Annotated in this window: 15 protein-coding genes; 14 read left to right on the forward strand and 1 reads right to left on the reverse strand. The window is 66.0% G+C overall.

What is annotated here, in order from left to right:
• The first annotated feature begins 66 nt into the window (after nt 1-66).
• The 14 genes from flgA to KF688_04945 all read left to right on the forward strand — a co-directional run bounded on the left by flgA (nt 67) and on the right by KF688_04945 (nt 19,788).
• Nucleotides 67-1,083: a flagellar basal body P-ring formation protein FlgA gene (flgA, locus tag KF688_04880; protein MBX3424995.1), complete on the forward strand. Its 1,017-nt coding sequence runs from the start codon at nt 67-69 to the stop codon at nt 1,081-1,083.
• Nucleotides 1,084-1,162: 79 nt separating this feature from the next.
• Complete coding sequence (locus tag KF688_04885) at nt 1,163-1,852, forward strand: flagellar basal body L-ring protein FlgH (protein ID MBX3424996.1); 690 nt, start codon at nt 1,163-1,165, stop codon at nt 1,850-1,852.
• Between the two features lie 77 nt (nt 1,853-1,929).
• Nucleotides 1,930-2,979 carry a flagellar basal body P-ring protein FlgI gene (locus tag KF688_04890; protein MBX3424997.1) on the forward strand — a complete coding sequence of 350 codons (1,050 nt, stop codon included), beginning with the start codon at nt 1,930-1,932 and terminating at the stop codon, nt 2,977-2,979.
• 81 nt (nt 2,980-3,060) lie between these two features.
• Nucleotides 3,061-3,438, forward strand: a complete 378-nt coding sequence (locus KF688_04895; GenBank protein ID MBX3424998.1) for a rod-binding protein — start codon at nt 3,061-3,063, stop codon at nt 3,436-3,438.
• Nucleotides 3,439-3,532: 94 nt separating this feature from the next.
• Nucleotides 3,533-4,030, forward strand: a complete 498-nt coding sequence (gene flgN, locus KF688_04900) for a flagellar export chaperone FlgN (GenBank protein ID MBX3424999.1) — start codon at nt 3,533-3,535, stop codon at nt 4,028-4,030.
• A 150-nt stretch (nt 4,031-4,180) separates the two neighbouring features.
• A complete protein-coding gene (gene flgK / locus KF688_04905) occupies nt 4,181-5,878 on the forward strand; it encodes a flagellar hook-associated protein FlgK (protein MBX3425000.1) in 1,698 nt (565 codons plus the stop codon).
• A gap of 62 nt (nt 5,879-5,940) precedes the next feature.
• Nucleotides 5,941-8,631: a hypothetical protein gene (locus KF688_04910; GenBank protein ID MBX3425001.1), complete on the forward strand. Its 2,691-nt coding sequence runs from the start codon at nt 5,941-5,943 to the stop codon at nt 8,629-8,631.
• Between the two features lie 243 nt (nt 8,632-8,874).
• Entirely contained in the window at nt 8,875-9,303 is a 429-nt protein-coding gene (locus KF688_04915; GenBank protein ID MBX3425002.1) for a flagellar assembly protein FliW, read from the forward strand.
• A gap of 130 nt (nt 9,304-9,433) precedes the next feature.
• Nucleotides 9,434-9,667, forward strand: a complete 234-nt coding sequence (gene csrA, locus KF688_04920; GenBank protein MBX3425003.1) for a carbon storage regulator CsrA — start codon at nt 9,434-9,436, stop codon at nt 9,665-9,667.
• Nucleotides 9,668-10,333: 666 nt separating this feature from the next.
• Nucleotides 10,334-13,162: a hypothetical protein gene (locus KF688_04925; GenBank protein ID MBX3425004.1), complete on the forward strand. Its 2,829-nt coding sequence runs from the start codon at nt 10,334-10,336 to the stop codon at nt 13,160-13,162.
• A gap of 270 nt (nt 13,163-13,432) precedes the next feature.
• Nucleotides 13,433-16,561: a flagellar filament capping protein FliD gene (fliD, locus tag KF688_04930; protein ID MBX3425005.1), complete on the forward strand. Its 3,129-nt coding sequence runs from the start codon at nt 13,433-13,435 to the stop codon at nt 16,559-16,561.
• Between the two features lie 54 nt (nt 16,562-16,615).
• Nucleotides 16,616-17,134 (forward strand): flagellar protein FliS, encoded by a 519-nt coding sequence (locus tag KF688_04935; protein ID MBX3425006.1) that lies wholly within the window; start codon nt 16,616-16,618, stop codon nt 17,132-17,134.
• Between the two features lie 267 nt (nt 17,135-17,401).
• Entirely contained in the window at nt 17,402-18,280 is an 879-nt protein-coding gene (locus KF688_04940) for an ABC transporter substrate-binding protein (GenBank protein MBX3425007.1), read from the forward strand.
• Between the two features lie 674 nt (nt 18,281-18,954).
• A complete protein-coding gene (locus KF688_04945) occupies nt 18,955-19,788 on the forward strand; it encodes a hypothetical protein (GenBank protein MBX3425008.1) in 834 nt (277 codons plus the stop codon).
• An 86-nt stretch (nt 19,789-19,874) separates the two neighbouring features.
• Here KF688_04945 and purQ read toward each other — a convergent pair whose 3' ends face one another.
• Nucleotides 19,875-20,657: a phosphoribosylformylglycinamidine synthase I gene (gene purQ / locus KF688_04950; protein MBX3425009.1), complete on the reverse strand. Its 783-nt coding sequence runs from the start codon at nt 20,655-20,657 to the stop codon at nt 19,875-19,877.
• Nucleotides 20,658-20,744: the final 87 nt, after the last annotated feature.

Genomic DNA, 20,744 nt, shown 5'->3' on the forward strand with positions numbered 1-20,744 from the left:
CCCGCTGACCGGTCTCGCCCGACTCCTTCCGAACTCTTCCGACGTCGCCTGTTCCGGATGCTTGCCATGTTGCTGCGAATCGCCGTCTTGTCGACCGTGGGCCTGATCGCGGGATCGGCTGCCGCCGCCGAGATCGCGCTGCGGGAGCGCTGCCTGCCCGCCGGGCCAGTGGTGCGGCTGGGCGATCTGGCCGACGTGGCGGCAGCGGGTCCGGCCGAACTCGACGAACTGATCACCACCCCGTTGGCGCCTGCCCCGGCGCCGGGGGTGGTCCGCTATCTGCGGGCCAGCGAGGTTCGCGATTTGCTTGTCCTCCGCGGAGTCGACGTTTCGCGTTTGCGGTTCGGCGGGGCCCCGGGCGTAGAAATCGGTTCGGCGCCCGAGTCGGCGACAAGCTCGGTTCCGCTTGTCCGCACGAACGACGTCGAGGCGGTCAAGGCCGAAGTCGAACAGCGGATTGTCGAGTACTTGGTCGCGAAGACGGGCCACGATTTATGGCGCGTCGAGGCGACCGGCGACGCACAATTCTGGTCGGTGCTCTCGTTCGCCGCCGCCGAGGCTCGGGTCGCCGGCGGGGACGCCCCTTGGACCGGTCGACAGAAGTTTCTGCTCGCGGCCCGCGCCGGCGACGCTCCGACGGCAGTTCTGACCCGCGTGACTCGTCAGGAGTTGGTCGTCGTCGCCCAACGGCCGATCGCACGGGGCGAACTGATTCGCGCCGCCGACGTCGAGATTCAGCCGGTCGACAATGCCGTCCCCGCTGCGGCCGTCCGGAACCTCGCCGAAGTGGTGGGCAAGGAATCGGCCACGAACATCGCCGTCGGGACGATGGTCATGTCCGGCGCCGTGCGGGCGCCGATCGTCGTCCGCCGCGGCGAACTGGTGACGGTGACGGCCCGCACGGGGGGCATCACCGCGCGGACGGTCGCCGTCGCGCAGCAGGACGGCGCAGCGGGCGAGTTGGTGCTCGTCGAGTCGGGCGCCAAGCAGAGAAAGCGGCGCTTCACCGCTCGCGTCACCGGCTATCGCGAGTTGGAAGTGTTCGTCGCCCCCGCGGCAGCCGCAGAGTTCGCCCAACGGTGACGGCCGAGCAACCGAGCTCGATTCGTTCGCAGTTCGCCAAGCCGTTCGTCAAGACACCAGCATCCCGCTCGACAGAATCATGAATCGAATGGCCAATACCCGCTGCCTGATCGCCTCCGCGTTCGCGACGCTCGTCGCCGGGGTCGCCGCCGCCCAAGACGGGAGCCTGATGCTCCGCGGTCCCGATCCCGCTCAGGCGAACGGCCTGACGCTGCAGAACGGGTCGTTCATCTACCGGCAGCTTCCCCCCGGCGCACGGCCGAGAGATTTGGAAATCCACGACAGTATCACCGTGCTGGTCGACTACCGGGTCATCACCCAGAGCGAAGGGAACACCCAGGCGCGAAAGACCTCGTCGATCCAATCGGTGCTGACCGACTGGATCAAGTTCGACGGCAAGAATCTCAAGCCGGCGGAGATGGCCGACGGCGACCCGGCCGTGGGCGGGACGAACAACCAACAGTATCGCTCGCAGTCGAACATGCAGCTTCGCGACACGATGTCGTTCCGCATGGGGGTCGAGATCGTCGAGATCCTTCCCAACGGCAGCCTCCGGGTCGAGGGGAGTTCCGAGGTGACGAGCAACGAAGAACGGTGGCGGATCGAGCTGAGCGGCACCGTCCGCCGCGAGTCGATCCAGCCCGATCGCACCGTGGGGAGCGACGCGATGACCGACTTGCGCGTCATCAAACGCGACGCCGGCATGGTCCGGGACGGCTACGCCCGAGGCTGGCTGGCCATGTTGATCGACAAGTACAAGCCGTTCTAGGGAAGTCAGGCGGCCGAAAGCATCCGCCGCCCGCCAGTCACGAATCGCCAATCACCAGTCACCACCGACCAGTCGCCATGCTCCGCCGCATCCTAATCCTCGCCGCCTTGCTTGCCGTCGCTGTCGCTTCGTCAGCCTCCGCCCGGACGCCGCTGCGAAACATCTGCCGGATCAAGGGGCAGGAAGAGAACGTCCTGCGCGGGCTGGGGCTGGTCGTCGGTTTGGCCGGCACCGGCGAGGCGGCCGACGCCGCGACGATGCGGGCGTTGGCGCGGGCGATGGAACTGATGGGGAGTCCCGTCCCCGAGGCCGCGTTCGGAGCCCCGGGGAGCCGCAACGAGCTCGACAAGATCAAGAACGTCGCCCTGGTGATGGTGACCGCTCGCGTCCCTGCGACCGGCGCCCGCCGCGGCGATAAGCTCGTCTGCCACGTGAGCGGCATCAACGGCAAGAGCTTGGCCGGGGGCCGGTTGGCGTTCGCCGCCTTGCAGGGTCCCAACACGCTCGACCAGCGGGTTTACGCCCTGTGCGAAGGTCCGATCGAACTCGACAACCCCACCCAACCGTTGGTTGGTCGCGTCCACGCCGGGTGCCAGATGGAGGAGGACGTTCTCACCCCCTTCGTGCAGGACAACCGGATCACGCTGATCCTCGACAAGAACCACGCCAACTTTACGACCGCCAACGACGTGGCCGAGGCGATCCGCAGCCGGTTCTCGAAGGAAGACGAATCGATGGTGCAGGCCAAGAACGCGGCCAATATCGTCGTGACCGTCCCTGCCGAGTACGGCTCCGACCCCGTGCAGTTCGTGGGGGACGTGCTCGACATCCCGATCTACTCGGCCGAGCCCGAGGCTCGCGTGGTCGTGAATCAGAAGACCGGCAGCATCGTGATCAGCGGCAGCGTGACGATCGGCGACGTCGTCGTCTCGCACCGGGACGTGGTCGTCGAGGCTGTGACGCCGGTCAAATTCGCCCGCGTCGGCACCGAGATCACGGACGACGCCAAGCTCGACTCGCTGGTGAACGCCCTGCGAGCCCTTGAGGTCCCGGCCGAGGAGGTCATCGACATCATCAAGGGAATCGAACGCAACGGCAAGCTGCACGGCGTCCTGATTATGGAGTAGGCGTCGACGATTGTCCGTTGTCAGAACGCATTCTGACGACCGCCCCCGACTCCCCGCCCCCGACCGCTGTCCGACCCCGCCATGCAAATCAATCCCGCCCAACTCAGCCAAGTGAAACCCCTTCGCGGGGCAGTCGCGTCGCATGCCGAACAGATCGAGTCGGCCGAACAGCTTCGCGACGTGTATCGCGAGTTCGTCGGGAAGACGTTCTTCGGCCAGATGCTCAAGAGCATGCGGACCACCGTGGGCGAGGCCGCCTACTTCCACGGCGGGCAGGCCGAGAAGGTGTGGCAGAGTCAGCTCGACGAGCAACTCGCCGAACACATGACCGTCGCCAGCGCCGACAAATTCGCCGACCCGATGTTCCGGCAGCAGTTTCCCGCGCAGGCGAAACTGTTGGACGAGGCCGCGGGCAAACAGGCCTCGTTGGCCGACCTGGGATCTTTGCGACGCCGCTAACGCTGCACCGCGACTCCGCCGACTGGGACCGGACCCCTCGCCGTTCGACACTTCCCGCGACAACGCGGGCTCTCTAGCAAGGATGATCATCGCCGTGAGCGCAGCCGTGACGACCGAGTGGGAAAGTGACATTGCCGGACTGCTGGCGCGGTTGGCCGACGCCCAAGGCGGCTTGCTGGCGCTGCTGGCGGAGAAGCGGCGCTTGATCATCGCCCGCGATCACCAAGCGCTGGCGTCGCTGGCGCCGATGGAACGCCAGTTGGCCGCGGAGCTGCAGGCTTGCCAGGAGCAGCGGCGCGGACTGCTTGACCGCGCCACGGACGCGGGATTGCCGCACGAATCGCTGACGGACCTCAATGGCGCCTTGTCGGCGGCGGCTCGCGGGAGACTGGCGGAGCCGCTCGCAGAGGCCCGCAAGCGGTCGGAGTTGGTGCGGCACGAGTGCCTCGCCCAGTGGGTCGCAGTGCAGCGGAGCGTGCTCCACTTGGCCCAACTTCTGGAAATCTTCGCGACCGGCGGTCAGGCGCGACCGACATATGGAAGTGGGATTGGCTCTCAAGCGAGCGGTTCGCTTATCGATCAGGCAGTGTGACGCGAGGCAGCCGCTTCGCCGCCGAGGGCGTCGACGTGCACCGGCGACGCGTGCAGCGTCGATTCCGGACGGGGCCTTGCGCGGTGCGCGCGAATTCGGCGGCTTACGAACCCGCACCCGGAATTTGAGACAGCGCAGGGAACGCGCGACATGTCGCTCTTCGGCTCCATTCAGATGGCGGGGAACACCCTGCAGGCCATGCAATTGGGCTTGCACGTGGTGGGCAATAACATTGCCAACTCCAACACGCCGGGCTACATCCGCGAGCGGACGATCTACACGACCGCGCCGGTCCAGCGCAAGGGCAACCTCAGCATCGGTCTCGGCGTGCAAATCGCCGGGATCGTGCAAAGCGTCGACCGCTTTATGGTCGACCGGTTGCGGAATGCAGGGAGCGATCGGGCGAGCGCCGACGTGCAGGACGGCGTTTACCGCGATCTGCAGTCGATCTTGGGCGAGCTCTCCGACACCGACATCAGTACGCAAACCGCCAATTTCTTCAACAGCATCAATCAGATTCTGGATTATCCCGACGACATCGCAATGCGGAATCTGGCCGTGCAGAGCGGCAAGACGCTCGCCACGTCCGTCAACGCGATGCATCGCCGGGTGGCGACGGTGTACACGGATCTCAGCAAGCAGGTCGACAACCTCACCCGCGAAATCAACACGCTATCCAACCAGGTCGCGAAGCTGAATCTGCAGATCGTCACCCTCGAAGGCGGGAACGCCACCGGCAGCGAGGCGGGGGGACTGCGGAGCCAGCGGGACGCGGCGCTGCAGCGGCTTGCCGAGATCGCCGACGTCAAGATCAGCGAAGGTCACACCGGCGCCGCCAACGTGTCGCTGGCCGGCGAATTCCTGGTTTTCGAGGGGACGCGCCGGCAGGTGGAAACCCAGTTCGGCGCCGAGAACGGGCTCCAGACCGCCAAAATCCGCTTCAGCGACAACAACAGCTCCCTCCGAGTCGGCGGCGGCGAGTTGCACGGCTACTACGAGGCCCGCGATTCGATCGTCGGCAAGTTTCTCGATCGGCTCGACGAATTCGCCGGCTCGCTGGCCGCGGAGTTCAACAAGATTTACTCGCAGGGTCAGGGCCTCAGCGGGTTCAAATCGATTACCAGCGTCAACCGCGTCAGCGATCCGGGGGCGACCCTCGACGAGGCGGGGCTCGCCGTCACGCCCACGACCGGCGATTTCGATCTCCTGGTGCGCAACAGCGTGTCAGGACTGACTGAGACTCATGCCGTGCATGTTGATCTCAACGGCATCGACGGCGACGACACCCTGGCCTCGATTGCGGAGAAGCTTAGTGCGATCAATGGCGTGACGGCCTTCGTCACCAGCGACAATCGGCTGAGCATCCAAGCCGCCTCGGCGGACAATCAGATCGCCTTTTCAGGCGACACCAGCGGCGTGCTGGCGGCGTTGGGAATCAATACGTTTTTCACCGGATCGAAGGCTTCGGATCTCGCAGTCAACGAGATTCTCGTGGCCGACGGGTCGAAGTTCGCCGCATCCGACGCCGGCATCGGCGCCGGGACGGAGAACGCGGTCAAGCTCGTCGCCTTGCACGACCAGAGTCTCGACAGCCTCAACGGCAACACGGTCACCGGCGTCTACGACCAGTTGATCAACGACACGACCCAGGGCGCCACAGTGGCCAAGGCCGTCGCCGAGGGGTTCCGCGTGTTCGAGGGGACGTTGCAGGCGGCCGTTCAGGAGACCAGCGGCGTCAATCTGGACGAAGAAGCCATCGACATGATCATGCTGCAACGCACCTACCAAGCGTCGGCCAAGTATATCGCGACCATTTCGGAGTTGTTGGACGTCTTGGTGGCGTTGTAAGCGACCGCCGAAGCGCTCCTGAACTCGAGATCCTGACCCCTTGCCCCTGACTCCTGCGTCGTATGGCCGGAATCGTTCCCATCCCGAATTCCCGCATCAGCGGCCTGCTGGCGCGCGAGCGACTGACCAAACAGTTGCAGGCGGACCAGCTTGACGTGTTCCGACTGCAGGAGCAGATCAGCACGGGCCGCCGGATCACGCTCCCCAGCGAGGACGCCCCGGCCGCGTTGCGGGCGATTACGCTGCAGCGCCTGATCGAGCGGAAGACGCAGATCAGCTCGAACGTCTCCACGGGGTTGTCTTATCTGGACGCCACATGGCAGTCGCTCTCCGACGTCTCGACGCTGCTGGGGGACATTCGCGGCGCCGCCGTCGGCGTGTCAGGCACCGCCACGACCGAAGAGCAGCGACAAACAGTCGTCAACGACATCAATCGGGCCATCGAGCAACTGGTCAATATCGGCAACACGCGGTTTCGAGGACGGTATCTGTTCGCGGGGTCGCAGACGAACGTCCGGCCTTACACGATCGCGGGGGACAAGGTCCTCTACGCAGGCGACAGCAAGTCGATCCGCAACTTCTCGGACATCGGCGTGCTGTTCGAGTCGAACGCCACTGGCCAGGACGTGTTCGGCGGGATTTCGGCCCAGGTCCTCGGCGGGACGGATCTCAACCCGCAGGTCACGGCCAGCACCCGGCTCAGCTCGCTCAACGGCGGCAGCGGCGTCAGTCCCAACGGGGCGCTGCAGATCTCCGACGGCTTCAACACCGTGATCGTCGACGTCAGCAAGGCGACGACGGTCGGCGACGTGGCGCGGTTCATCGAATCAAGCGGTCTGCCGGGGCGCGCGTTGTCGGCGACGATCACAGGCAGCGGGCTGGTCGTCGATATTGACGACGCCGGCGGGGGCAATCTTACGATCACCGAAGTCGCCAGCGGGCGAGCGGCCCGCGAACTGGGGATCCTCAACCGAACCGGAGTGCTGACCGGCCCGCTCGTGGGGAGCGACCTCAATCCGGTCGTCCTCAAGACGACGCGCCTCGACGACCTGCTCGGCTCCAAGGCGACGACTCGCCTCGAATCGCCGGGGTCGAACAACGATCTGATCGTCTCCGCGGCCGCCAACGGCGCCGCGTTCAACGACGTGACGATCCAGCTCGTCGACAGTGCGCGGCACTCGCTCGCACCGGGAATCTCGGCGGGCGACGAGTACGTGCAGTACTCGGAGACGGCGCGGGCGGCGACTGCCGGAGTGCGATTCGGGGGAGCCGGCAACGATCTCGTGCTGCAAGCGACCGCCCCCGGGGTCGACTTCAACAACGTGCAAATCTTCGTCGCGGGGGCTCCCGGCATCGGCCCCGGGGCGGCGGCCGCGTACGATCCGATCACCAAACGGCTGACGATCACCGTCGACTCGGCGGGGACGACGACCATCGACGAAGTCGTCAACGCCGTCAACGCCGAGGGGACGTTCACCGCCACAGGCGAATCCGCCTACGATCCTGCGGCGACGATCCCCGCGACGGATATCGGCAGCTTCGTCGGCGACACGGGCAATTCGGGCGGGGCTGCAAAAACCCTGTACGTCTACGTCGAGAACGGCCGCTCGACCGCCAACCACGTGGCGGCCGCGATCAACGCGGAAGGGACGTTCACCGCGTCAATCGACGCGCGCGATTCTCAGAATCTCGCTTCGGCAGGCGTCGGCGTCGTGTCGCTCGCGGCGACCGCGACGACGGCGGCGGGCAGCGGCACGACGTTCGACAAGGCGTCGGGGATTCGGGTCGTCAACTCGGGCCAGACGTTCGACCTTGACTTCAGTCTTGCCGAGACCGTCGACGAGTTGCTGAACATCCTCAACGGCTCCGACGCGGGCTTGCTGGCCGAGATCAACGAGGCGGGCAACGGAATCAACATCCGTTCGCGGCTGAGCGGCGGGACCTTTCAGATCGGCGAGAACGGCGGCCAAACGGCCTCTCAGCTCGGGGTTCGCACGTTGACCGGAGAGACCAAGCTCGCCGAACTCAACGATGGGATCGGCGTCCTCACCAAGCGCGACTCGCTGATCGAGCCCCCGGCGCCCTCGACGACGTTGACCGACGTGACCATCGTGGTCGACGACGGGGCGGGGGGGACCGTCGAGCTGGCCCTCGATTTGTCGACCGCCAAGACGATTCAAGACGTGCTCGATCAGGTCAACAATCACCCCCTGAACAACGCGGCGGGCGTGGCGATCCGAGCCCAGTTGACCTCGGTCGGAAACGGAGTCGAGATCGTCGACTTGAACGGGCGGCCGCTGGAGATTCAGCAGGAGTTCGGCAGCCACGCGGCGGAACACCTGGGCTTGATTCCCGCCGGCCAAACGTCGGCGACCGCCTCGAACGGGGTGATCGTCGGTCGCGATACGCACGTTCTTCGCACCGACAGCGTGTTCACGACGCTCGTGCAGCTTCGCGACGCGATTGCGGCCAACGACGTCGAGGCGATGGGACGAGCCATCGCCAAGATCGATGCGGACCTGAATCGGGCTTCGTTCGCCCGCTCCGACGTCGGCGCCCGTCAACAGGCGCTGGAACTGAGCCAGCGCAATCTGGAGGACGAGGACGTGCGGCTCCGCTCGGCGTTGTCCGACGCGATCGACGTCGATCTGGTCGAGGCGATCAGCAATCTGGTGGCGCGCCAAGCTTCGCTCCAGGCGTCGCTGCAGACGACTGCCAGCATTCTGCAGATGTCGCTGTTGAACTTTCTGTAGGGCGGTCGGCGTCGTCTCCGGCGTCGCGCTTCGGCAGAGTTTGCCTAACCCGCACGATCGCTGGTTTGGGAATTTTCTCGCCCGGCGGCGCCTGTGCATGCCGATCCTGTCTGCGGAGCATAGTCCCTGGATTCGGGGCCCCGAGCTCTGGTCGCGGACTGAACTTGCCGGAGATGGCGAGCGGTGCGCCGCCCCGGGGGACTTGCGCCGACATGGAAGCAGGAGGCACGCGAAATGGACGTCATGACGACGCGCTTTGGCGCCCTGCGGGCGACGCCCGGGGATCTGATCACGTTCGACCACGGCCTGATCGGGCTGCGCGAGTGCCGTCGTTGGCTGCTGCTGGCCGACGCCAAGAACTCGCTCTTAGGTTGGCTGCAGTCCGTCGACGATCCGGAAGTCGCCGTCGGGTTGGTGGCCCCGCGACGGTTCGTGCCCGACTACCAGCTCCGCGTCTCGCGGGGCGAGTTGCAGCCGTTGCGGCTCGAGAACCTCCGCGACGCCCAAGTGGCGGTCATCGTCAGCCGCCAGTCGGAGGGCTTGTCGCTGAACCTGCGGGCGCCGCTGGTGATCAACGTCGAGACCCGCCGCGGCCGCCAAGTGATCGCCAAAGACGCGCTGCCTGTGCAGCACCTCTTGCCGCACCTGGAGCCGTTGCGTCGCTCAGCATGACGCTCGGTGCGCCGCCGGTCGTCGTTTTGGTTGTTCGTTTTAGTCGTTCGTTGACTTCGTCGAGTTTCCGAAATCCCCGCCCCTCGATCCCCCCGCGGCCTCGGTCCGCCTGTCTTGGAGTCGTCCCGCCATGTTGGTTCTCTCACGGCAACGCGATGAAAGCATCATCATCGGCGACAACGTGGTCGTCACCGTGGTGGACGTTCGCGGGGACAAGGTGAAGCTGGGGATCGAAGCTCCGCTGGAAGTCTCGGTCCATCGCCGCGAGGTGTACGAGGCGATCCGTCGCGAGAATCAGCAGGCCGCGAAACTGCGACCCGAGGACGCCCGCGAACTGGGGAACTCCTCGAACGGGAAACAGTAGGACTGCTGCGGGACGACACGGCCCGATTCGGCGGTTTTCCGCACGGGCGTCGCCGTGGTTTTCTTTGCCGGCCGGCGGACGGCGTTCGTCGGCGTCGGCCCCTTTGAGGGCTGCGAATCGTCTTCTGCCGGTCGCCGTTTTGACTGCGCCGTGTGAGCGGTTCGTATGTCGGAACGGCACAGTTGGTTGTTCAAGCTGTGCCGCTTAGCAGGACTTTGCCGACCGTTCCGTCGCGACGCGGATCGATTGTTCCGGCTGGGCGATCTGGTCGGTCGCGCCCCGGCGAGTTCCGCAAAAAATGCTGTCTTACTGGCTCATGGCCTCTCCTGACGGCGACGATATCAGCCCGTAGACGGTCCGCAGATCAGCGGCGAGGCTCCGGCCGCGCCGCCGAAAAGCGACCGCCGCAAGATTCCGCCGTGATTCGTCGCCGCCGCTCCCGGGTGCATTTTGCAACCTACGCTTGGCAGGACGAGTCGTGGCGAATCCTTGTGGTAGGCGAGGATGCCGAGGGCCGTCGGCGGATTTGAACCACGGTGTGACAACTCGCGAGGCGGGTGACCTCGGCGCCGTAACCTTACCCAACAGACAGGCCGGAGTCGTCGACTCCCCAGAAGTCCCGGTCTCAGTTGGAAACTGGCTTTCCTTAGATCAGGGGTGTTTGAAATGACTCGGATTAACACAAACGTCAGCTCGCTGGTCGCCCGCAATACGCTGGGTCGGTCCAACGCAGCGTTGGAGCAAGCGCTCACTCGCCTCAGCACCGGTTTGCGGATCAACACCGGCAAAGACGACCCGGCCGGTTTGATCGCCAGCGAGAACCTGCGATCGGACATCACGTCGATTCGCCGCGCGATCAGCAACACCGATCGCGCCAACCAGGTGATCGCCACCGCCGACAGCGCCCTGGGGCAGGTGAGCAACCTGCTGAACGACATCCGCGGGTTGGTGACCGAGTCCGCTAACGCCGGCGCCTTGTCCGACGCGCAGATCGCCGCGAATCAGTTGCAGGTCGACTCGTCGCTCGAAGCCCTCAACCGGATCGCCCAGACGACGACCTTCCAGGGTCGCCGGCTGTTGGACGGCAGTCTCGATTTCGTGACGAACACCTCGGACAGCGACTTCTCGAACGTGCAGTCGCTGAAGATCGACCAGGCCAACCTCGGCGCCACCGGCACGGTTCCGGTGAGCTTGAGCATCTCGACGGCCGCCACGCGGGCCCAGGTCAACGTGGCCAACGTCCCGGGCGGTTCCGGCACGGGCGTGGCTGCGTCGACGACGATCACGCTGAGCAGCCAAACCGGCGCCGGCACCGCCGCCGCGGGCACCGTTGACTTTACCGTCCAGACGGCTGCGGCCCAGGCCGCCTCGGGCAACGTCGCCATTGACTTGGTCGAGTTGCAGGCGTCCGGTACGGTCACGATCGATTCGACCAACAGTGCCTCGTTCACCCTGACCGCCGTCGCATTGGGCGACGCCGCAGGCGACGAGGGCAACGGCGCCAAGAGCTTGGTGATCGTCAACGACACAACGGAAGGCGCCGTCTACGACGCCAATACGAACACGCTGACCGTGACGATGGACATCACCGGCGGCAACAACACGGTGACCTATCTGGCCGGCCTCATCAGCGCCGGCAGCGACTTTACCGTCAGCGGCATCACCGACGGTGCGGACACGGTGACGGCCTCGAACACGGGCGCCGGCACCTTGGCCGGCGGGCGCGACGCCTCGACCGAAACGATTGCCGTCACCTCGGTCGCGGGCGACAACAACATCTCGATCACGATCGCCGAAGGGAACGGCATCGGCGCCACGCCGAGCGTCTCGGGCGACGCGACCAACGGTTACGTGATCACGGTCGACGATGCGGGATCGACCACGATCGCCGACATCGCCACAGCCATCCAGTCGATTTCCGAGGTCGCGACCGCGGTCTACAGCGGATCGGCGACGTACGAGGGCGCCGACGACGCTGCCCCCGGTTCGCCGACGGTGCTGACCGGCGGCGACGACGCGCAGACCGCCACCCAGTCGATCGACATTGCGTCGCTGGCCACCTCGGCCGGCGGAAACCTGAGCCTGACCTTCGCAGTCGGCGGCACCGCCGGCGTCGCGGCCGGGTCGGGCGCGGGCGAGTACACGGTGACCTACACCGCCGGCTCGTCGCTCAACGACATCCTCACGCTGCTTGAGAACGGCACGATCACGGAACTCGACGCGACTGCGACCGGTCTCGCGACCGGCGCCGTCGGCACGAACGTGATCACCGCCGGCCCTTCGGGCGCCCAGGCGATCTCCGGTTACGACGCTCCGACGACCGGCAATGACGTGATCACGCTGACCGCGGCCAACGTCGGCACGGCCGGCAGCGGGCGGACGGTCACGATCAACGAGACGAGCAACAGCTCGCTGTTCGACGCCGGCACGGGCGTCGGCGTGGCGGTCGACACCAACGGCAACGTCGTGATCAGCCTGAATTCGGCTGCGACCGCGATCAACGTCAGCGACATCGTCGCCGCGCTCGAAGCCACCACCGAGTACACCGCTTCGCTGACCACCAGCGGCGGCTCGGGGGTCTACAACTCGACCACCCAGGCGCCTCCCACCGTGGCGAACACCGCCGGCGGCGAAGCCGCGGGCGGGTTGGCCGGAGCGGTCGTGTTCGAACTGGCCGGGCTGACCGGGTCGGAAGTGCTCAGCTTCGGCGCCGGGACCAGCATTTCGCAGCTCGTGACTGGCATCAATCTGGTGAGGGACGCCACCGGCGTCGAGGCCGTCGCCAACGGCACGACCCTCGAACTGCGGTCGACCGAGTACGGGTCTTCGGCCCTGGTCGACCTGAAGGTCATTTCCGAAGGCTCGGGATCGACCCCGTCGGGCATCTTCTCGACCGCCACGGCGACCCAGTCGCGCGACACGGGCACCGACATCGTGGCCACGGTCAACGGCATTGCGGCCAACGGCAAGGGCAACACCCTGCAGATCAACACCGCGACGCTCGACCTGACCTCGACCATTACGGCGGGCTTCACCGGCTCGATCGACTTCACGATCACCGGCGGCGGGGCCCTGTTCCAACTCGGTCCGGACGTCGTCAGCAACCAGCAAGCTCGGCTGGGCATCGGCAGCGTGAACACCGCCCGCCTCGGCGGCGTCAGCGGCAAGCTGTTCCAGCTCGGCACCGGCAACGACGCTTCGCTGTCGACCGACACGAACGTGGCCGCCCGCATCGTCGAAGAGGCGATCGATCAGGTCACCTCGCTTCGCGGTCGATTGGGCGCCTTCCAGCGGACGACGCTCGAAACCAACAAGCAGGCCCTCAACGACACGTTGACCAACCTGACCGAGGCCGAGAGCTCGATCCGCGACGCCGACTTCGCTGAAGAATCGGCCCAGTTGACCCGGGCTCAGATTCTGGTGCAGTCCGGCACGACGGTGCTCCAGATCGCCAACCAGAACCCGCAGAACGTGCTGGCCCTGCTCCGGGGTTAAGCGACGCTCGCGGACGGATAATTCGTCGCCACGCCAGCCGGCTCGGTCTTCGCAGACCGAGCCGGCTGTTTTTTGGGCCGCCGTCGTTCGCCGCGGCCTCCCTCGGCACAGGCGCCAGCAGGCGCCGTTTGACTGATCCGGCGAGGCAAACGGCGCCGATAATTCCTAATGAGTACGCGCCCCCGTCGGACCCCGCTGACGACCTAAACTTGTCGCACACGGCCTTCCCTTCGGTCAGGCCTGCTTCGGCGTACTTCCGAGCTCTGCGCCATGTCACGCATCACCTCCAGCATTGGTCTGATCACCGGGATCCCGATCGAGGATACCGTGAATCAGCTCATGCAGCTCGCGGCCCGGCCGCGCGATTTGCTGGTGTCGCGCAACAAGTCGATCCAGGACGAGCAGACGGCGGTCAACACGCTCAGCACGCGGTTGTTGGGGTTCCAGTTCGCGATCAACAAGCTGAAATCGACGACAGTCTACTCCTCGCGCACGGTCACGAGCAGCAACAAGGACGCGCTCTCAGCCGCCGTTCCTTCGGGCACAACGCCCCCCGCGGGGACGGTCGTCGTGCGACCGGTGCGAACCGCCTCGTCGCAGCAACTGCTGAGCCAGCGGTTCGAGAGTCTCGACGCCAGCCTCTCGACGGGGTCGCTCAGCCTGCGGATGGGGGGCTTCGTCAACAAGGGGGCGGCGCTGGAGGTCCTCAACGGCGGGGCCGGCGTGCCGGCAGGCAAAATCAAGATCACCGATCGCAGCGGCGCTTCGGCCACGATCGACCTGACCTACGCACAATCGGTCGACGATGTGCTTGTCGCGATCAATCAGAACGCTGAGATCGGAATCCAAGCCTCGGTCGTCGGCGACTCGTTCCGTTTGACCGACGTCAGCGGCGGGTCGGGGAACTTGATCGTCGCCGAAGTGGCCGGCGGTTCGACCGCCGCCGGGTTGGGACTGGCCGGCATCAATACGGCCGCCTCGGTTGCGACCGGGGGAGACGTCTTCCGGCTCTACGATTCCTTTCGTTTGGCACAGCTCAACGACGGCAACGGCGTCGACTTCAATGCCGCCGGCATCGCCGACGTCGAGATCGCCCACCGCAACGGCACGACGACAGCCGTCGATCTGAGCGGCGCAGCGACAATCAAGGACGTGCTCGACAAACTTAACGCGGCCGGCGGCGGCAAGGTCGCCGCGACCATCGCCAGCGACGGCAACCGGTTGCAACTGGTCGACCTGACCACGGGGGGCGGGACGTTTGCCGTCGCTAACGGCACGGCCGGCAGAGCGGCGACCGATCTGGGGCTCGACGCGGCGGCGAGCGGGGGAACGATCGCCGGCAAGCGGATCGTTTCCGGCTTGGCCGACTCGCTGCTCTCTCGGCTCGGCGGAGGCGCGGGGCTGGGATCGCTCGGCACGCTGCAGATCACCGACCGCGGCGGCGCCGTCGCCACGGTCAATCTCGCCTCGGCCGAGACGCTCTCCGACGTTCTCGAACTGATCAACGCCTCGTCGGCGAGCGTGACGGCCGCGGTGAACGAAGCCCGGAACGGCATCGTCGTCGTCGACGAGAGCGGCGGCAGCGGATCGCTGACGATCGCCAGCGGCGACGCGACCAACGCCGCCGAGAAGTTGGGGATTGCCTTCGACGCGGCGGCCGGCTCGACCGACGGCGGATCGCTCAACCGGCAAATCGTCAGTCGCGCAACCTTGCTCTCCTCGCTCAACAGCGGCAAGGGGGTCAAATTCGGCGACGTGCGCATCACCGACACCGCCGGAGTCTCGCGAGTCGCGGACTTCAACACGGTCGGCAGCGAGCCGAAGACGCTGGGAGACGTGATCGACGTCATCAACGCGCTCGACAACGGCGTCGAGGCTCGTATCAACGACACGGGCGACGGGATCGTGCTCGTCGACACGGCCCGCGGCTCGGGCAAGCTGGCGGCGGTCGACGTCGGGGGCGACATCGGCAAGACGCTCGGACTGACTCGGCCCAGCAAGGTCGTCTCGATCGACGGCGTCGATACGCAGGTCGTCGACGGCTCGGCGACGCGCTCCATCGATCTGACCAACCTGGGCTCGACGGCCGACTCCGTCTTGCTCAGCTCGCTCAACAGCGGCGCGGGGATCGCGTTGGGGGACGTGCGGATCGACGACTCCAACGGCAAGTCGATCTACCTCGACCTCAACGGCGGCGATGCGGGGATCTCGACCGTCGGCGATCTGATCAACCTGATCAATCAGCGGGCCGAAGCCACGACGGGGTTCTCGGTGCGCGCCAAGCTGAACGCCGCCGGGACGGGCATTCTGCTTGAAGACGACGGCGGAGGGAGCCAGACCATCAAGGCGGTCGATCTCAACTCGACGACGGCCGCCGATCTCAAGCTGACCGGGTCGGTCGTTCGCTCGGGGGGCAAGCAACAGCTCGCCGGCAACGGCCTGTTTCCTGCCGTCGCCAGCGCCGGGGACGGTCTGTCCGCCCTAGCCAAACGGATCAATGAGCTCGGCTTGGGCGTGACCGCCGGGACCCTCTTCGACGGCGTCGGCTACCGGCTCAGCCTGACGGTCGACGCCTCCGGCAGCGCGAACGAACTGCTGGTCGACGCCCTTGGGACCGGCTTCAAATTCACGGAGAACTCCCGGGCTCAAGACGCCCTGCTCGCGTTCGGCGAAGGCAACGTTCTCGGCAGCGGCGTGCTGCTCAGTTCGTCGACGAACTCGTTTAAGAATTCGATCGGCGGACTTGACCTGACCATCGCCGCCGGCAGCGACAAACCGGTGACGCTCACCGTGGCGAGCTCCGACTCGTCGCTCGTGAGCACCGTTCAAGAGGTAGTCGACGCCTACAACAGTCTGCGTTCCGATCTGGGCGAGTTGACCTCGTTCGACGCGAGCTCGCTGACCACGGGGCTGTTGTTCGGGACGCGCGAGGCGATCGCCGTCGACCAGTTGGTGTCGCGCGTGCTCACGGACCGGTTCTTCGGCGTCGGCAATTTCCAGGCCCTGGAGCAACTCGGCCTGAGCGTCGGACAAGACGGCAAAATGGAACTCAATCGAACGCGATTGCAGAACGCGTTCGCCGAGGACCCCGCCGGAGTCGAGCAGTTCTTTACGAACGCCGATCGCGGATTCATCACGAAGCTCAACGCGCAAATCGATCGGCTGATCGACTCCAAGAACGGGGCGTTCGGCGCCCGGTTCGATGCGCTGCAGTCCAAGGTCGACGCCAATCTCTTGCGGATCGACCAGTTGGCTTCGCAGCTCGATCGGCAGCGCGAGCGGCTGTTGCTGCAGTTCGCTCAGCTCGAGTCGATCATCGCCCGCATGCAGTCGAATCAGCAGGCGCTTGAGAATCTGCAGATCATCCCGCCCTTGACCAGCTCGCGCAGGTCGAGCTAACCGTTCCGTCGCCGCACGCGACGCGTCCGTCCCCATCCTCGCTCCCCAGCCGCCATGACTCTCCACCGTCAGACCGTCCCGAACGCAGGCCAGTACCTGGAGTCGCGGGTCACGACCGCTTCGTCCGCCGATTTGCAGTTGATGCTGTTGGACGGCGCCCTGCGGTTCGCCCGCAAGGCGCAATCGTTGTGGGACGATCCGGCGCACGCGGGCGAGGTGCACCAGTTGCTGCTGCGCGTCGTCGACGTGATGGAAGCGGCCACGATGGGAGTCGCCGAGTCGACCGACCCAATCGCTCAGCGGTTGGAAGAGCAGTACGCGTTCCTGTTCCGCGAATTCGCCGCGGTGAGCATGGGATACGACCGAGCCCAATTCGATCGGGCCGTCGAGCTGTTGGCGTTCGAACGCGAGACCTGGCGCCTGGCGTGCGAAAAGGCCAAAGGAACGTCGGCCGAGTCTGCCGGGGCGGAGCCCGCCGCTCCGGCGGTCGTCGAGGCGCCCCCGCGTCGCCGACCCTTGGCTCCGCCGATCGACGCAACGCTTCCCAGCGGCGGCTTCTCGATGCAGGTTTGACGCCCCTGGCGGCCGGTGAACGGGCGACGGGACTCGCGGTTTTCACTGAGCGGGAGCATGCGCTCGGGCCGGCGGCGATGCCGCGCGTCCCCAGCCGCCCCCCTGGTCGTTCCCATGGCATTGCAACCCTCGGGACCGCGTGTTGACCTCGCGGGCTGCGGTCGTATCATCGGGGTTTGCGCTCGCCCCGCGGGGGCTGAGCAGGGGAGCCGCTCGGCGTCGTCGGGTGTCGCTCCTTGTCGTTCGGCCCGTCGATCCGGAGTCCTCATGTCAGCCGCCGTTGCCGCGAAGAAGCTCATCCGCGTGGGGCACAGTCCCGATCCCGACGACGCGTTCATGTTTCACGCTTTGGCGAACGATTGCCTTGACACGGGGGCATACGAGTTCGTGCACGAGCTGGTCGATATCGAAACGCTCAATCGCCGGGCCTTCGCCGGCGAGTTGGAACTGACCGCGGTCAGCATCCACGCTTACGCCTTTCTGCAGGACAAGTACGCCCTCTGCAGTTGCGGGGCGAGCATGGGGGACGGATACGGCCCGATGGTCGTCGCCCGCGACGCCGCAACGCTGGACGACGTACGGACCCGCGTGATCGCCGTTCCGGGGACGCTCACCAGCGCGTTTCTGGCCTTGCGGCTCTGCCTGGGAGCCGACTTTCGGTACGTCGTCGTGCCGTTCGACGAGATCATTCCCGCGGTCGTCGCCGGCGAGCACCAGGGGAACAAGATCGACGCGGGGCTCATCATTCACGAGGGGCAGCTCACCTACGGCGATCAGAACCTTCACCTTGTCGTCGACCTTGGAAAGTGGTGGGGCGAGCGGAACGACGGCTTGCCGTTGCCGCTGGGCGCCAATGCGATCCGCAAGGATCTGGGGCCCGAGGCGATCTCCGAAGTCCAGCGGCTGCTGTACGAGAGCATCAAGTACGGTCTCGACCACCGGGCCGACGCCCTGGCCCACGCCATGAAGTACGGTCGCGATCTCGACGATGCGAAGACCGACACGTTCGTCGGCATGTACGTCAACGACTGGACGCTCGACTTCGGCGAGCGGGGGCGCGAGGCGGTGCGACGATTTCTTGAGCAGGGGCACGAAGCGGGCGTGCTGCCGACGCTCATCGTGCCGGAATTCGTGCCGCTGGGTTAGTTCGCTTGCCAAGGTCGCAGAACCCTGGTGAGCCGTTGTTGCCGCCCGCGAGCAAAACTACGTTATTTTTTGGAGCAAAACTCCTGCCGGCAGCGCGACGGAAACGCTTGCAACTGCTTGAGCGCCATCGACTTGCGCGAGACGCTGTCTGATTGGAGAGGCCCTTTTTTGCCAGCAAAACTCGCGTCCCTCGAGCAAAACTCGTGACAAGCCTCTCACCGGCGTCCGTAGCTTAAACGATGTCGTGGCTCATTTTCGATAAGAATTCCGCCAGAGCGAAGCAGATTCACGGAGTCGTTTCGTGACCGTTCGGGCGGCTTGAGATCAGCCTGACAGGGTCGCCCAGGTTCTTCGAACCTGGGCGACACGAGGGGACGAGATCGATGCAACTTTGCGAGTGATGCGACCTCGACGCGGCGCCGTTGGCCGTCCAGGGCGGAGAACCTGGACGGCCCGCTTGGAGACTGAATGCGATCGAGGTCGGCAAATCCTCGCATTCAGGGGGCGTCGCGACGGCGACTTCCCGGCGATCAGCGGCTGCATTGTTGTTGCCCGCTCCGCTGCCGAGTAAGCTGTCAGTATTGTCGCGGCAACCTCGGCGTGTTCTTCCTCCTTCGTCGTCGACCAGGACGATGCAGCGTCGCGACGACGAATCTCATTCGGTGAGAGTGCTCATGCTTACGCCCTGCGCCCGAATCAGCATCCTCGCGGGCCTCTTGTGCACGGCGTCCGTTTGTCGGGCCGACTTTCAACTTGTCGAGTCGCTCAGCATTCCGCCGTTCAATTCGCTGGCCCGCGGCGACGGCCAGTGGCACGCGGCGGGCATCACGGGTTGGTGGACGGTCGACGACTCGTTTTCCGCGCCGTACGCGATGACGGTCGCCAGCGGCTCGTTCAACGTGCTCGAACTCGCCTACGACGGCGCCCACAATCGGATGGTTTTGCTGGAGTTCAGTACAGGCGAAGTGCGGTTCCACGGAATGGACGGCAGCTTTCAGAGCTCGTTCGACACGGGGCTGGTCAGCGCCAACGGCTTGGCCCGCGATCCCCGCGACGGCAGCCTTTGGGTGAGCAACTTCAGCGGTTTCGTGCGCCACTACTCGGAGTCGGGCTCGCTCCTGAGCGGCTTCAACGCCGGCATGCTGCTTTCGGGCCTGACCTTCGATCCGCGCAGCGATTCGCTGCTCGTCTTGCGGGCCGACGGTCCCGGCGGCATTGGCGGCTCGCTCGACGACGAGTTGTGGGAGTATTCCGCCACCGGCGCCAATCTCGGCCGGCTTTGGAGCAGCGGCGAAATCCCCGGCAACGGCCACGGCCTGGAGTATCTCCCGGACGAGGGCAAGCTGTACGTGAAGTCGGGCGTCAACCCGCAGCAGCCCACTGCGCCGTATAACGCGACGCGCATCTATCAGGACCTGGGGCGAATTCCCGAACCGCCGACCGCGGCGGGGGCGCTGGTCACGATGGCGGCGGTTGGCGCTTGGCGGATGCGACGGCGGATCGGTTGATCCACTGCGGTGCAGGCAGCGGCAGGATCGCGTTGCGACGTTTCTTGAGGCTGCTCCGTTCAGGTTCGAGAACCTGGGCGGCCCGGTTAGGCGAAGCAAGCCACTGCGTTCTTGAAGATTCTCAGGCCGGCGCCTTCGCTCAATTCCGGCTTGCGCGTCCACTGCGGGTGCTGCGTGCGGTCGATGAAGCGTTCCGGGTGGGGCATCAGACCGAAGACGCGGCCGGAGGCGTCGCACACGCCTGCGACGTCGGCGGTCGCGCCGTTGGGATTGTACGGTCGCGCGCTGCAGTCACCGCTCGCGGTCTGGTCTCCCGCAACGTACCGAAGCGCGAGCTGCCCCGCCGCTTCGAGTCGTGCGAGCGTCGCGTCGTCGCGGACGAGGAACCGCCCTTCGGCGTGAGCGATCGGCAGTTCCGCCGTGTCGATGCCGGCGAGGAACAAGCATTTCGGGCTCGTGTTCTTGAGCCGCACCCAGCGGTCCTGGTAGCGATGCGATTCATTCCAGGCGAGCGTCGCGGTCGGGCCTGCGGCGTCGTCGACGTCCAACAGGCCGCTCTTGATCAGGATCTGAAATCCGTTGCAAATGCCGAGGATCAATTTCCCCGCCTCGCGAAACGCGGCGAGCGACTCGGCGAGGTGATGGCGTAGCTGGTTGCCGTAGATGCGGCCTGCGGCGACGTCGTCGCCGTAGCTGAACCCCCCCGGCAAGCACAGGATCTGGAACTCCTCGGCCAGCCGCGGCGACTGGAGCCAGCGCCCCAGGTGGACGACCGTCGGTGCGCCGCCGGCGCGCTCGAAGGCGTAGGCGGTTTCGGCATCGCAATTGGTGCCGGGGGCGCGAAGGACAAGCACGCGAGGTGAGGCCATGACAAACCGCAAAATGAATGACGCCAGTTGATTCGCTCGATACTCGTCACGCCGGCGACTTCGGCCGCGCCGGCCGTCGCAACTCGG

Source organism: Pirellulales bacterium (assembly GCA_019636345.1).
Lineage (GTDB): Bacteria > Planctomycetota > Planctomycetia > Pirellulales > Lacipirellulaceae.

Excerpts from the sequence above, each read along its gene's own strand:
- flgA (MBX3424995.1), top strand. The coding sequence starts at position 67 with ATGTTGCTGCGAATCGCCGTCTTGTCGACCGTGGGCCTGATCGCGGGA.
- KF688_04885 (MBX3424996.1), top strand. The coding sequence starts at position 1,163 with ATGAATCGAATGGCCAATACCCGCTGCCTGATCGCCTCCGCGTTCGCG.
- KF688_04890 (MBX3424997.1), top strand. The coding sequence starts at position 1,930 with ATGCTCCGCCGCATCCTAATCCTCGCCGCCTTGCTTGCCGTCGCTGTC.
- KF688_04895 (MBX3424998.1), top strand. The coding sequence starts at position 3,061 with ATGCAAATCAATCCCGCCCAACTCAGCCAAGTGAAACCCCTTCGCGGG.
- flgK (MBX3425000.1), top strand. The coding sequence starts at position 4,181 with ATGTCGCTCTTCGGCTCCATTCAGATGGCGGGGAACACCCTGCAGGCC.
- KF688_04910 (MBX3425001.1), top strand. The coding sequence starts at position 5,941 with ATGGCCGGAATCGTTCCCATCCCGAATTCCCGCATCAGCGGCCTGCTG.
- KF688_04915 (MBX3425002.1), top strand. The coding sequence starts at position 8,875 with ATGACGACGCGCTTTGGCGCCCTGCGGGCGACGCCCGGGGATCTGATC.
- csrA (MBX3425003.1), top strand. The coding sequence starts at position 9,434 with ATGTTGGTTCTCTCACGGCAACGCGATGAAAGCATCATCATCGGCGAC.
- KF688_04925 (MBX3425004.1), top strand. The coding sequence starts at position 10,334 with ATGACTCGGATTAACACAAACGTCAGCTCGCTGGTCGCCCGCAATACG.
- fliD (MBX3425005.1), top strand. The coding sequence starts at position 13,433 with ATGTCACGCATCACCTCCAGCATTGGTCTGATCACCGGGATCCCGATC.
- KF688_04935 (MBX3425006.1), top strand. The coding sequence starts at position 16,616 with ATGACTCTCCACCGTCAGACCGTCCCGAACGCAGGCCAGTACCTGGAG.
- KF688_04940 (MBX3425007.1), top strand. The coding sequence starts at position 17,402 with ATGTCAGCCGCCGTTGCCGCGAAGAAGCTCATCCGCGTGGGGCACAGT.
- KF688_04945 (MBX3425008.1), top strand. The coding sequence starts at position 18,955 with ATGCTTACGCCCTGCGCCCGAATCAGCATCCTCGCGGGCCTCTTGTGC.
- purQ (MBX3425009.1), bottom strand. The coding sequence starts at position 20,657 with ATGGCCTCACCTCGCGTGCTTGTCCTTCGCGCCCCCGGCACCAATTGC.